This window comes from Planctomycetota bacterium (genome assembly GCA_018242585.1).
Lineage (GTDB): Bacteria > Planctomycetota > Planctomycetia > Pirellulales > PNKZ01 > JAFEBQ01.
In genome coordinates, this window is the sequence record JAFEBQ010000030.1 from 73565 (window position 1) to 85506 (window position 11942).

Annotated in this window: 13 protein-coding genes; 7 read left to right on the plus strand and 6 right to left on the minus strand. The window is 61.6% G+C overall.

Features of this window, described 5'->3' with window-relative positions; translation table 11 throughout:
* The first annotated feature begins 172 nt into the window (after window positions 1–172).
* The gene (locus JSS27_15400) at window positions 173–1126 is read left to right on the plus strand and encodes a fatty acid desaturase (GenBank protein ID MBS0210330.1); all 954 of its coding nucleotides are present in this window, start codon (window positions 173–175) and stop codon (window positions 1124–1126) included.
* Window positions 1127–1461: 335 nt separating this feature from the next.
* On the opposite strand, the gene JSS27_15405 is transcribed toward JSS27_15400, so the two are convergent.
* The 4 genes from JSS27_15405 to ispH form a co-directional block, all read right to left on the minus strand.
* The gene (locus tag JSS27_15405; protein ID MBS0210331.1) at window positions 1462–2181 is read right to left on the minus strand and encodes a hypothetical protein; all 720 of its coding nucleotides are present in this window, start codon (window positions 2179–2181) and stop codon (window positions 1462–1464) included.
* Window positions 2182–2283: 102 nt separating this feature from the next.
* Complete coding sequence (locus JSS27_15410; protein MBS0210332.1) at window positions 2284–2670, minus strand: hypothetical protein; 387 nt, start codon at window positions 2668–2670, stop codon at window positions 2284–2286.
* Window positions 2671–2904: 234 nt separating this feature from the next.
* A complete protein-coding gene (locus tag JSS27_15415; protein ID MBS0210333.1) occupies window positions 2905–3087 on the minus strand; it encodes a type II toxin-antitoxin system prevent-host-death family antitoxin in 183 nt (60 codons plus the stop codon).
* Between the two features lie 216 nt (window positions 3088–3303).
* Window positions 3304–4278: a 4-hydroxy-3-methylbut-2-enyl diphosphate reductase gene (gene ispH / locus JSS27_15420; GenBank protein ID MBS0210334.1), complete on the minus strand. Its 975-nt coding sequence runs from the start codon at window positions 4276–4278 to the stop codon at window positions 3304–3306.
* Between the two features lie 107 nt (window positions 4279–4385).
* On the opposite strand from ispH, the gene hpnC reads away from it, so the two are divergent.
* From hpnC to JSS27_15435, 3 genes are read left to right on the plus strand one after another with little or no spacing between them, the layout of a single operon-like run.
* The gene (hpnC, locus tag JSS27_15425) at window positions 4386–5345 is read left to right on the plus strand and encodes a squalene synthase HpnC (GenBank protein ID MBS0210335.1); all 960 of its coding nucleotides are present in this window, start codon (window positions 4386–4388) and stop codon (window positions 5343–5345) included.
* Window positions 5342–6274: a phytoene/squalene synthase family protein gene (locus JSS27_15430; GenBank protein MBS0210336.1), complete on the plus strand. Its 933-nt coding sequence runs from the start codon at window positions 5342–5344 to the stop codon at window positions 6272–6274. Before hpnC ends, JSS27_15430 begins: the two co-directional genes overlap by 4 nt.
* Entirely contained in the window at window positions 6271–7632 is a 1362-nt protein-coding gene (locus tag JSS27_15435) for an FAD-dependent oxidoreductase (protein MBS0210337.1), read from the plus strand. The genes JSS27_15430 and JSS27_15435 overlap by 4 nt, the downstream gene beginning before the upstream one ends.
* A 180-nt stretch (window positions 7633–7812) precedes the next feature.
* On the opposite strand, the gene JSS27_15440 is transcribed toward JSS27_15435, so the two are convergent.
* Complete coding sequence (locus JSS27_15440) at window positions 7813–8310, minus strand: hypothetical protein (protein MBS0210338.1); 498 nt, start codon at window positions 8308–8310, stop codon at window positions 7813–7815.
* 364 nt (window positions 8311–8674) lie between these two features.
* Here JSS27_15440 and JSS27_15445 point away from each other — a divergent pair, with 364 nt between their 5' ends.
* Genes JSS27_15445 through JSS27_15455 form a run of 3 tightly spaced genes read left to right on the plus strand, consistent with a single transcriptional unit; the run spans window position 8675 to window position 10708 of the window.
* A complete protein-coding gene (locus JSS27_15445; protein MBS0210339.1) occupies window positions 8675–9895 on the plus strand; it encodes a hypothetical protein in 1221 nt (406 codons plus the stop codon).
* Window positions 9896–9900: 5 nt separating this feature from the next.
* The gene (locus JSS27_15450) at window positions 9901–10203 is read left to right on the plus strand and encodes a hypothetical protein (protein ID MBS0210340.1); all 303 of its coding nucleotides are present in this window, start codon (window positions 9901–9903) and stop codon (window positions 10201–10203) included.
* A complete protein-coding gene (locus tag JSS27_15455; GenBank protein ID MBS0210341.1) occupies window positions 10169–10708 on the plus strand; it encodes a hypothetical protein in 540 nt (179 codons plus the stop codon). The genes JSS27_15450 and JSS27_15455 overlap by 35 nt, the downstream gene beginning before the upstream one ends.
* 179 nt (window positions 10709–10887) lie before the next feature.
* Here JSS27_15455 and JSS27_15460 read toward each other — a convergent pair whose 3' ends face one another.
* Entirely contained in the window at window positions 10888–11784 is an 897-nt protein-coding gene (locus JSS27_15460) for a nucleoside phosphorylase (GenBank protein ID MBS0210342.1), read from the minus strand.
* Between the last annotated feature and the right edge of the window lie 158 nt (window positions 11785–11942).

Here is an 11942-nt window from a genome sequence, read left to right on the forward strand (position 1 = left end):
GGGGCAGCTTGCCGCGATCGTTTGAAATGCCGCTCGGGCGGCTTCACGGATTGCAATCACGAGGCCTCAAGTGAGTATCGATATTCAACCCAGCCAGGCGCCTGGTGACATGCCGGTTCGACCCGGCTCGACCGACGCGCCGGCCGCCAAGGCGTTGCCGAACTTCGACCCGATGACGCGGCTTGACTATCCGGCCGACGTCGACAAGACCAAGATCATCTGGCCGTACCTGATCAGCATGATCGTCTATCACGTCGTGGCGCTGCTGGCGTTCATGCCGTACTTGTTCAGTTGGACGGGCGTGGTGCTGGCCGGGCTGGGCTGCTATGTGTTCGGCACGCTGGGGATCAACCTCTGCTACCACCGGCTGTTGACCCATCGGGGGTTCACCTGCCCGTTGTGGCTCGAGCACTTTTTCGCGGTGTTGGGTGTCTGTTGCTTGCAAGACACGCCGGCCCGTTGGGTGGCGATCCATCGCATGCACCACCAGTTCTCGGACGAGCGTCCCGACCCGCACAGCCCGCTGGTCGAGTTCTTCTGGGGTCACGTCGGTTGGCTGCTGGTCGAGAATCGCCAGATCAACAACTGGGCGAATTACGACCGTTACGCGCGCGACGTCATGCGCGACCCGTTCTATCGCCGGTTTGAAAAGAAGCTCGGCTGGGTGTGGGTCAACCTGGCTCAAATGGCCGTGTTCTACGCCGCTGGTTTTCTGGCCGGGCTCGTCATGACCGGCACGCTGGGGGGCGCGGTGCAATTTGGCATGAGCATCATGGTCTGGGGCGTCATCGTCCGGACCGTGCTGGTCTGGCACATCACGTGGAGCGTGAACTCGCTGTCCCACATCTGGGGCTATCGCAACTACGCGACTGATGAGAACAGCCGGAACAATTGGTTCGTGGCCCTGATCTCGAACGGCGAAGGTTGGCACAACAACCATCACGCCGACCAGCGCAGCGCCGCGCACGGCCATCGCTGGTGGGAGTTCGACCTCACGTACCTGACGATCCGGTTCCTGGAAAAAGTGGGCCTGGCCGGCAACATCGCCATGCCAAACTCGCGGCTGATCGAGACACGCCTGCGTCAAGGCACCCACGAAGAACTGCCGGACTGGACGAAGGACTAGCGCGGCCAAACGGCCTAAGAGTTTCTTCGGAAGCTCCTCAAGCCTCATTTGCGGCGTAAGCCGCAACACCTCTCCCTCTCAGGGAGAGGTCGGGAGCGCAGCGAACCTGGTGAGGGTAAACGCGCTGTAGGCCGAAAGATACTGCGCCCAGAGGTGAACTTGACACGTGGGTGGCCCAGGCGCTTGCACCTGGGCGGCCGCAGGCCGCAAGAAACCTCGAGCGCCGCGCTCTGCAAGTGGCGACTTGCCACTCGGGTACGCGTGCCCATCGAGTTTCTTGTTGCTGCGCAACACCGATGGCCAAGCCATCGGTGCCACCGACGCAATTTCAACGACTATGCAACTAGCCGTATTGGACTTGGAAAATCAGCAGGTTCGCTCCAACTACCGCCCAGAAAAGTCAATTTTGGCGTGATAAGGACGACACGCAAGTTACCTACCGGCAGAGGATTCGCGCGCGTTGGATCTTGATGCGCCTCAATACAGTTTTTGATGATTCCCGTAGCGTGTTCTTCGCTCGGATCAGGGCCGTGACTGAACCCAATAACGTAGCCCAACTGGATGCCTTCGACTGCAATCTTAACTGCGTCAACAGCCATGCCGTAACCAAGACGGTTAATTGCGCCATGCGTCACCACGTCATGCGACCGAAAGTGCGCCATCTTTAACTCGACGGCTGCGTCGACGGGATGGGGGGCACCACTTTGAATTTCTTCACGCACTGCGATGCGCTTTAACTCGTCCTTATTGATAACAGTAAGGAGTGAGTGGTTCCGAACGAAATTGTCGTTCAGAAATGCAAAATCGAAACATGCCGTAGTTCCTTCGTCAGAATATCGTTGATTGTAGCTGTCCGACCTGCTCCGTCGGTATCGCCAGAACGAATCGTATTCGTGCCGAAACCGATGGACTGGGACTCCGTCCTGGGTCTCTACTTTGACGTCACGCTCACGACAGAGCGAAAAGAATACGGCGTGCAATTCGCGCTCGTGAAAAAAGTTCCGGTGGTCTTGCCTAAACCGGTGAGCAAGTTCAACAATCTTTTGGTCTAACATGGACCAACTCAACGATCATGTATTGAGCCAACCATCGAGGAGGAACCGGATCTCCACCCGACTATTTCCCTATTGATCCCGCAATTGCGCGATCGAATCTGCTTACGTTTGACAAAAATGGATCAGTGCTAGGATCGACCAAACACCGAGTAGGACCGCTCCCATCACGGGCTTTACGAAAAGCATGACGAAAGCAAACAGCAAGAGGGTGCTTAGACCAGCCAATCGCTCTTTGTTGCCTTTCCGCGCCTTCGCGGCAATTTTGCTTGCGGGCACGAGCATCGGAGAATTGCAGTTGAAGCAAAGTCCGAACCGATTTGCCATGCGAGTAGGGAATTCGTTCAGTTCGTGACAAACGTCGCAATAAACTTCAATTCCGCCACCCCGCTCCTCTACTTCGAACTGGAAACTCTCGATTTCTGGTTGGGTGTGCTGGATCGTCGGATGCTGAACTAAGGGCGACCAATTCGATATCGCCACAATCGGCATTTGGAACTGCCCACCGCAAATTGGGCACGAAACGACTTGGCCACTAAGCGTGCCGTCATTAACCACAGCGTTACGGCAATGCGGACACACAACAGGCCGCGCGGGTGGCATGCTCATTATCAACCAACGGGAAGAAAGGTGGACAGAAACTGTAAAATGAACCTAGTTCCTGAGACATTCGTTCCCACCAAAGACTCTCATTCCATGTAGTCCTCAAACGCGTCGAGCGGAGCGTCAAAGTCCGCCGCCATGTGAAGCACGGTTCCCCGCATCGTTCCTCGTTGGCGGGGCGCCCGAGGCGACCAGCCGAGCGACCGGCTGATTGTTCTCGGTGATGACTAATTCGTCACCAGGCGGAAGCTGGTGGATCAATTGCGCCAAATTGGCCTGCGCCTCTTGAATCGATACGGTCGTCATTTCATCCTCGCCGCTCGCGCGGAGCGGGAATTACCTACTCTGACTATTCTAGCTCGGGCATGTTCACGAGCCAACTTCGGCCTGGGCAAGCTCTGAACGCGGTCGTTTTAGGCCCGCGACGTCTTTACCCTCCCTCTGTCCCTCCCTGGAAGGGAGGGATGTTCATCGCTCGGCCTGCCATCGTTGTATCCAGAAGACTGCACTATGTCTCAGAGTCTATACCTTCAGCGTTACCAAACTCGAGGCCAGCGCCGCGCCGTTCTGGGCGATCGGCCGCACTTCCTTCGGCAGCGCGAAGTGGACTTCTTCTTCGCGCACCATTCGGGCTTCGACCGTGGCGTTGAAACGCTTGCGGAGATACTCGATCACGTCCTCGACGACCAGTTCGGGCGCGCTCGCGCCGGCGGTGACCAGCACCGTCTCGTCACCGCGAAACCAGGCCAGGTCGATATCAGTCGCCCCGTCGATCAGGTAGGCGGCGATGCCCTTCTCGCGTGACAGTTCGGCGAGCCGCTGGCTGTTCGAGCTGTTCTTGCTCCCCAGCACCAGCACCACTTGTGCTTCGGCTGAAAGGATCTGCACCGCTTCTTGTCGGTTCTGGGTCGCGTAACAGATGTCGTCCTTGGGCGGATTGGCGATGTGCGGGAACCGCTCGCGCAATCGGCGGATGATCCGGTTGGCGTCGTCGACCGACAGGGTCGTCTGGGTCAGGTACGCCAGCTTCGACGTGTCGGCCAGTTGCAGCTTGTCGACGTCCTCGGGTGTCTCGACCAGAACCATCGCGTGGGGCGCTTCTCCCATCGTGCCCAGCACTTCATCGTGCCCTTCGTGGCCGATCAGAATGATCGTGTAACCTTGCTGGGCGTAACGAATCGCTTCCAGGTGTACCTTGGTGACCAGCGGACACGTGGCGTCAATGGTACGCAAGTTCCGGTCGGCCGACACACGGCGAATCTCGGGCGAGACGCCATGCGCCGAGAACAGCAGCACCGAATCGGGCGGCGCTTCGTCGGGCGAGTCGACAAACACCACGCCCTTTTGGCGGAAGTGGTCGACCACGTATTGGTTATGCACGATCTCGTGATAGACGTAGATCGGTGTCCCGTATTGCTGGACCGCGAGCTCCAGCGTTTGAATCGCCATGTTCACGCCGGCGCAAAAGCCCCGGGGACTGGCCAATAGAATTTTCATTGCCATCGAAATTCACCTGAGCCGCACTTGGTATCATCATCATATCGCCCAGCCACCCCGGTTGAATAGGACGCCAGCACGCCACCCCTCGCGCCAATCAGCAATCGATGACGGCACTTGACTTTGCTCACGAACTCGATGCCTTTGGCCCGCGGTCGGCGCGCCGCGCGGCCAGTTTGGCCGAGGCCCAGGGCTATTGCCGTCGACTGGCCCAGTCGCACTACGAAAACTTCTCGGTGGCCAGTTGGTTGCTCCCCCGCGCGCTGCGCCAGCATTTCTATAACGTCTACGCCTACTGCCGCTGGGCTGACGATTTAGCCGACGAGGTCGGCTCGACCGACGAGAGCCTGGCCCTGTTGGACTGGTGGGAGGAGCAACTCGCCGCCTGCTATCGGGGCGAAGCCTGGCATCCGGTCTTTGTCGCGTTGGCCGAGACGATCGCCGAGTTTGCGATTCCCGTCGAACCGTTCGCGACCTTGCTCGTCGCCTTCCGCCAAGACCAGCGGCAACCGCGCTACGACACCTTCGACGAACTGCTCGGCTATTGTCGCAACTCGGCCAACCCGGTGGGGCATCTGGTCTTGTACCTGGGGCGCGCGTTCAACGCCGAGAACGCCTCGCTGGCCGACCAGATTTGCACCGGGCTGCAGTTGGCCAACTTCTGGCAGGACGTGGCCCGCGACTACGATCGCGGGCGCGTCTATCTGCCGCGTGAGACGATCGATCGGTTCGGCTGTGCGTTGGCCCTTGCCGAGCATCGAGCCACGCCCGAGTTTCGTCAGGCCTTGCGGTTCGAGGTCGACCGAGCCAGCGAGTATCTCACGGCCGGCTTGCCCTTGGTGGCGCGTGTGCCGCGGTGGCTGCAAGCCGACGTCTGGCTGTTCGCGCAGGGGGGCTTTGCCATCCTGGCCCAGGTGCGCCGACTCGACTACGATGTTTGGACCAACCGGCCGCGGGTTTCGCGCGCGGCGCAACTACGACTGTTGCTAAGCTGGCTGGCGCATCGCGTTTGGCCCGGTTCTGTGGGGCCAGGTCGCAATTCATCGGGGGCGGAGCCACGGCGGTGAACGATCCACTCGAAGCCAGCTTCCGCGCCTGTCAGCAGCTCACGCGCCGCACGGCCACGAACTTCTATTACTCGTTCCTGACGTTGCCGCGCGCCAAGCGCCGGGCCATGCACGCCCTCTACGCCTTCATGCGCGTGACCGATGACATCGGCGACAGCGACATCGAGAACACCGACTTCGCCAGCGCGAGGGAAACGACAGTCGAGGCCCGCCGCAACGCCCTGACCCAGTGGCGGCACGTGGTCGACGCGGCCTTGGCGGGGCATGCGACCGACGATCCTTACTTGCCCGCGCTCGTCGACACGGTGCAGCACTTTGCCATTCCGCTGTCGAGTCTGACCGCGGTGATCGACGGCGTGGCGATGGACCTCGACGAGCGGCGATACGAAACCTTCGACGAGTTGGCCGGCTATTGCGAGCATGTGGCCTCGGCCGTCGGGCTAGCCTGCATTCATATTTGGGGCTTCGATCGCAGCACCGCGGCCCTCGAAGCAGCCCGCAGTTGCGGCATCGCCTTTCAACTGACGAACATCCTGCGCGATTTGCCCGAGGACGCCGCCGCGGGCCGGCTGTACCTGCCGGCCGAGGATTTGCGACGCTTTGACTATACGTTCGACGATCTTTGCCGTGGCGTCTGCGACCCGCGTTTCGACAGGCTGATGGAGTTCGAGATCGCCCGGGCCGAACAGTTTTACTGCGCGAGCCGGCCGCTCGCGGGGCACCTCAGCACGGACGGTCGCCGGGCGTTTTGTGCCATGCTCGAAATCTATCACGGCCTGCTCGCCGAGATTCGCCGTCGCGACGGGGACGTTTTCAGTCGGCGCGTCAGCCTTAGCTCGTGGCGCAAGTGGACGATCGCCGCCCGTTGGCTGTTGCCGCTGCCGGGGGCGATGCGGCAATTGCTCGGTGCCGAAAGCTCGGGCTCATGAGCGGCGTGGCGCGCAGGCCGCGCGTGGCGATCGTCGGCGGCGGGCTGGCCGGTCTGGCGGCGGCAGCGGCCCTGGTTGAACAGTCATGGCACGTCGAGGTGTTTGAAGCCCGGCGGCAGTTCGGCGGCCGGGCCGCCAGCTTTCGCGACGCGACGACGGGCGAGGCGGTCGACTATTGTCAGCACGTCAGCCTGGGTTGCTGTACCGAGTTGGCCGACTTCTGCCGCCGCACGGGGACCGATCGCGCGTTCGATCGTTATGACACGCTCTACTTTCTTACGCCCGACGGCGGGCGGTACACGCTCGGCGCCACGCGCTGGCTGCCCGCGCCGCTGCACCTGTTGCCGGCGCTGCTGCGATTGAAATACTTGAGCCTGCGTGAGCGATGGGGCGTTCTCCGCGCGATGGGCCAGTTGTTGCGATTGCCGCGCGAGCGTTGGCAAATGTCAATCGCCGACTGGCTTCGCAAGATGGGGCAGACGCCCCACGCGATCGAGACGTTTTGGGCCGTGGTGCTCAACAGCGCGCTGGGCGATTCGCTCGATCGCTGCGCCGTGCAGTACGCCCGGCAGGTCTTCGTCGAAGGCTTCATGACCACTCGCCGCGGCTACGAGGTGCTGGTGCCGCGCGAGCCGTTGAGCGAACTGTTCGGTCGGCGCGCGGTCGAGGCCCTGGCGACCAAAGGAGTCGTGTTTCACGCCGAAACGCCGATTGCCCGAGTGGTCGTCGAGGCCGGTCGGGCGACGGGGATCGAAACGGCCGACGGCCGGCGGCTTCCATTCGACGCGGTTGTGGTGGCAGTCCCCTGGCGGCGCTTTCGCGAGCTGTTCGACCAGGCCGCGGCGCCGGCCTTGGAACCGGCGGTGCGCGGGGCAGGGCAACTCACCGGCGCGCCGATCACGGGGGTCCACCTCTGGTTCGATCGGCCGATTACCGAGTTGCCTCATGCGGTGTTGGTCGGCACGTTGAGCCAGTGGCTGTTTCAACGAAGCGGCGCGGCGACCGCGAACGAAACACCGAACGCCGGCGAGCATTACTATCAGATCGTGATCAGCGCCTCGTACGCGCTCGACACAATCAGCAAGGAAGAACTGATCACCCGCGTGTTGGGGGAGCTGCGACAAGTCTTTCCCGCGGCTCGCGAAGCGCAACTGGTGCGCAGCCGCGTCGTCACCGATCCGCACGCGGTCTTTTCACCGGTGCCGAACGTCGACGAGCTACGCCCGGCTCAAGCCACACCGATCGCGAACCTGGCCCTGGCCGGCGATTGGACCGCCTCGGGCTGGCCCGCCACCATGGAAGGGGCCGTCCGCAGCGGCTACCTGGCGGCCGCGGCCCTCGTGGCACAATCAAGTTAGCCACGGAGACACGGAGACGCGGAGGTTTGCACGGAGGAATTGCGCAGAGGGGCAAGGGAGAGGGGGAGCAGGGGGGAGTCAGACAGGAGATTGTTGAGAGGGGAAAGGAGTGCGGAAGAGTGCAGCCGTCCTCAACTAGCAACTAGGAACCAGCAACTCGCAACTTTCCCCCACCACTGACTACGGACAACATCCCCCGCAGCAACTCTGCCGCTGCATGATGAACACGCCGTGGTCTTTGCAGCAGCGGTACGTGGCGCGGAACTCGTTGCCTTGGATCGTGCCGTCGTAATAGTAGACGCCGCCGGCCAGTCGGCCCAGATCGTGCTGACCGGTGAAGTGGTAGACGCCGTCTTGTTCGGTCACGGTCAACGTCGTCTCGTAGGCATACGAGAAGAACTTGAAGAACGTGGCGTGGAACTTCACACGATAGTGTGGTCCGCCGCAATGGGTGATCGAACCCTTCAGACAGCCTTTGTGGCTGCTCTTGTGGCTGGCCCAATAGCCCGACCAGCAACCGGCCGGGTCCATGCCATTCGAGCGTGCCGCCGCGGCCGAGCATTGACGCATGAAGCGGGGCAGGGGAGCGCAGCCGCTTTGCGCCAAGACGGTCATCGCGAGCAACAGGGCGCAGATCGCCGGCACCCGACGCGCTGTGAGACTTTGCAGCCTGGGCATGATCTACCGCCTTGCTCCGTGGCCTGATCTTGGCGCGCAACCGTGCGCGTCTTGGTTCAGCATCGGAGAGCGTTGGCGGCGACTTGACCGGACCAAGCTAGCAGCCGCAGAGTCGCACGCCATTCAGAATGTTTGCCACCGAGAACAGGCAATCGCTCATTGCTCGTCGTCGGTCGGCGCGGTGGGTGGCCCAGCCGCTCGCCGGCTGGGTCGCGCAGCGACAAGAAGAATGGCACCGCGCAGCGGCTGTACTCGGATGGGGGCACGACAAAGGTGTCAGGAGCCGTTTATCGTTTTGTCACCGAAACGGTTCCTGGCACCTTTGTCGTGCCGCCTAGTAACGTCAATTTTGGAGACTTTCAAAATGGCAGACTACCCAGATTTCAATCGGGCGCGACAGGCGGTGATTGATGCGGAACTGGCGCAGGCCACTCCCGCTGACGCTTTGGCGCAGGTGCGACGGCAGCGACGGTTGACGCCACAAGAATTGGCGATGGCTGCGGCGAATACCACGGCCGTTGCGCCGCGCGGTAGCTTCGGCATGGGTCAACGCCCTGACGTTTCGGCTAACCGGACGCCAAGCGGCCTGGGGTTCGGTCCGCGCTCGCCCATTGCGGCCGTCCCCGTCGAGACGCAGCAAGAGATGAAGATGCGATGGGACCGCGAGAGCAATGGACCGCACGGCGTCATGCCGGCGTCGATGGATACCACGCCGGAAGATAGCGGCGCAGCGGCTGCTGCTGTCGTCAATGCGCAGAACACTCGGGCGAGTAAGTCACCGACCGTTGGCTTGACGCCCTCGGGGCGTGGCCTGCAAGGCTTGTATGGCAGCGACAAGATGACGAGCGCGGATGGCCGACGACTTGCCGCCGAGGGAAGGGTTAAAGACCTGTTCTGGCGCAAGCAAATGGCTGATGCCGAAGGGGCCGAGCGAGCCACCCGCCTACGCAACCGCGAAGCCGACAAGCTAGCGGCGCGGGGCGGACGCGATGCGATGTTCGCGGACGTGTTACGTCAGGGTCCGAACGCCGATCCGATGATGCGCGACTTCGTGATGGGTGGTGCGGAACTGGCCGCCACGCGGTCGAAGGAGCGGCAGGCGGAGGCTGACAGCCAATTGAAGGCCGACGAGCTGGCGAACCAACAGAGCGCATTGGTTGGTGCTACGGCACGATGGCTGATGGAAAATCAGGGGATGGACCCCGATAGTGCCAGGATCGCCGCCCAGCAGATTCACGGTTCGCCGCTGGGAACCGCTCTAGCCGGCGGTGGTGGCTCATCGGCGATTCGTAATCCTTTCAAAGCAGGCCGAAACCATAGTACAATGACAGAGGCGGAAAAAAACAAGGCTACCGCATGGGAAGATTGGCACAACGGGAACCGCATTTCCGATGCTGGCCACAGTGAAATGCAGCGAATCAACGGCGACATTAGCCGCTGGTACAAGCCAGAGCTTAACACTCCCGGGCGGCGGAAAGATTTCATCGCCCAAGCCGTGAGTGAAGGATTCCCGGAAGCAATGGCGGCGCAGTGGTACGATAACGACGTTCGCGGGCACAACCAGAATTCATTCTTCAATTGGTAGCAGCGATGGCCATTAAGATCGTCATTCAGTCGATTGTCACCGCCGCATGGACTTTCTACTGCATGTTGGTCATGTACAACCCCAAGCGAATGCCGGCGGCATGGCACACATTCGTTATCAAAAGCGATGATGGAACGCTTTACGAGCAGGCGCTTCAGGAAGATACGTTAATCTACCTTTTGAGTCTTGGCTGGATCGGTGTTCTGCTGCTGATGGTTTTGTTATTTACCCCAGACCTATGGCGCAGTCACAAGTACAAACAGGGGCTGGCGGATGGACGAGCTAACAGCAATCGCAGCCGGTCGTAAGTTCGATCCAATCAAGAGCCTTCTCGGAGCTACGCGGGCCAAGTCAACCAAGAAGCCCAAAAAGCCCAAGGAACCGACCGAAGCCGAGCGGGACGAGCAAGAGTCGCTCGTCGCGGACCTCGGCGGCAAGACGCTCTCGGCGCTGGGCTGGATCGGCGGCTCACTCGATAAAGCGCTGGGCGGACGGGCGATTCGGACGGGGCTAGGACTGGCGACGGGTCACAAGCACGCCCACGCCCGCGACCTATTGTCGATCATCCCTTTCTCGGACACGATCGGCATCACGAACCCCGGCCACGATCTTGGTGGGCGCGATGTACTGGAATCGGCTGGGATGCTAGCGCCCAACAAGCCGGGACTCGACTGGGGCGATGTGGGCGGTGAGGAAGTTCATCTTTTTCTTTCTTTTGCGTGGCCCGCTGTTGTGCTGCTAGGTGCGGTGCTATTTGTTCCAGACCTGTGGCGAAGCTGGAAATATCAAAAGGCCAATAAGGCGCAACACTAGCTAGCCAAACACTAATAAACGCCACCGCCACCACGTACAGTACATCTCGGTTAGCGCTGGGGGCGCTGCGAGTCGTCGGTGTTCGAGACGAACTGGCAAATACGTCGTTCATTAATGTTTAAGTAAGTGAACTGGAAATTGGGTAAGTGTCGCGTGATTCATCAGCGACCAAAGATACGTCATTGCTCGGCGTCGGTCGGTGCGACTTCGGCCAGGAGGACGAGCGCCGGGATGAAGCTGGCCAGGAATGTTGCCAGCCGGTCGCTGGCCTCGATCGCCTGCTGTTGTAGCCGGAGCATGTCCTTGCCGGCGCCGGGACGTCGCCACAGAGCGGCCAGTGCCGCGCCGGCCCGGCGTGCGCCAGTTTTGCAGCTGGCCAGTTGTGCCACATCGGCCGGCAGGGCGTCGTCGACCGTATCGCTGATCACGCGCACGGCCAGGCAGCGCTGCCGCGCCTGGCGACAGACCTCGGCCACAACGAACGATTCCATGTCGACGCAAAGCGCCTGGTGCCGCTCGCCGAGCGCTCGCTTGTCGGCTGGCGTGGCGACCACCTGGTCGGTCATCAGGATTTGCCCGGCGTGACAGCCCGGGGTGCGTGCCAGCCAGTCGGCGTCGACCTTCAGATCGATGTTCAATCGCGCTCCGTCAGTGGTGACGATGTTTTGCGCCAGAACAATATCGCCGCGCTTGGCGCTAGCTTGCAACGCGCCCGAGAATCCAGCCGAAATCACCCAATCGGGCCGGTGCCCCATCAATAGCGCCCGCGTGCCACGCTCGGCCGCGCGCGGACCGACGCCGGCTTCGACCAGCGCCAGTTGTCGACCGGCCAGCGTGCCAGTGCGGACCTTGAAGCCGTCGCCGTGCGTCGTGTGCGTCGCGCCGAGCAGGTCGATCAGCCCGCCGGCCTCGATCCCCAACGCGAAGACAATTCCGACGTGGCAATGAGCCGGCGGCGGTTGTTCGCCGTCGGCCGCTGCGGCAGCCTGCTCTTGCATGGCCTCGGCAAAGCGCTGGCGCACCGCGGCCTCGGCTTGTTGCCGCAGCCATTGTTTTGCAAACCATTGCCAGGGCATGAAGCGGGGAGGGGCTAGGGACTAGGGGCTAGGGACTAGGGACGAGTAAAGACAAAGTCCGTTGTCAGTTGCCCATACCCCGTGGCGGCCGGTAATGCTTCTTTGCCTCTAATTAAGCACTAAGCATTACGCATCAGTACTGTCCGGTTAGAAGTCGA

What these genes read in the sequence shown, in the direction of transcription:
- JSS27_15400 (MBS0210330.1), top strand. Translation starts at nt 173, where the DNA reads ATGACGCGGCTTGACTATCCGGCCGACGTCGACAAGACCAAGATCATC.
- JSS27_15405 (MBS0210331.1), bottom strand. Translation starts at nt 2,181, where the DNA reads ATGTTAGACCAAAAGATTGTTGAACTTGCTCACCGGTTTAGGCAAGAC.
- JSS27_15410 (MBS0210332.1), bottom strand. Translation starts at nt 2,670, where the DNA reads ATGCCGATTGTGGCGATATCGAATTGGTCGCCCTTAGTTCAGCATCCG.
- JSS27_15415 (MBS0210333.1), bottom strand. Translation starts at nt 3,087, where the DNA reads ATGACGACCGTATCGATTCAAGAGGCGCAGGCCAATTTGGCGCAATTG.
- ispH (MBS0210334.1), bottom strand. Translation starts at nt 4,278, where the DNA reads ATGAAAATTCTATTGGCCAGTCCCCGGGGCTTTTGCGCCGGCGTGAAC.
- hpnC (MBS0210335.1), top strand. Translation starts at nt 4,386, where the DNA reads ATGACGGCACTTGACTTTGCTCACGAACTCGATGCCTTTGGCCCGCGG.
- JSS27_15435 (MBS0210337.1), top strand. Translation starts at nt 6,271, where the DNA reads ATGAGCGGCGTGGCGCGCAGGCCGCGCGTGGCGATCGTCGGCGGCGGG.
- JSS27_15440 (MBS0210338.1), bottom strand. Translation starts at nt 8,310, where the DNA reads ATGCCCAGGCTGCAAAGTCTCACAGCGCGTCGGGTGCCGGCGATCTGC.
- JSS27_15445 (MBS0210339.1), top strand. Translation starts at nt 8,675, where the DNA reads ATGGCAGACTACCCAGATTTCAATCGGGCGCGACAGGCGGTGATTGAT.
- JSS27_15450 (MBS0210340.1), top strand. Translation starts at nt 9,901, where the DNA reads ATGGCCATTAAGATCGTCATTCAGTCGATTGTCACCGCCGCATGGACT.
- JSS27_15455 (MBS0210341.1), top strand. Translation starts at nt 10,169, where the DNA reads ATGGACGAGCTAACAGCAATCGCAGCCGGTCGTAAGTTCGATCCAATC.
- JSS27_15460 (MBS0210342.1), bottom strand. Translation starts at nt 11,784, where the DNA reads ATGCCCTGGCAATGGTTTGCAAAACAATGGCTGCGGCAACAAGCCGAG.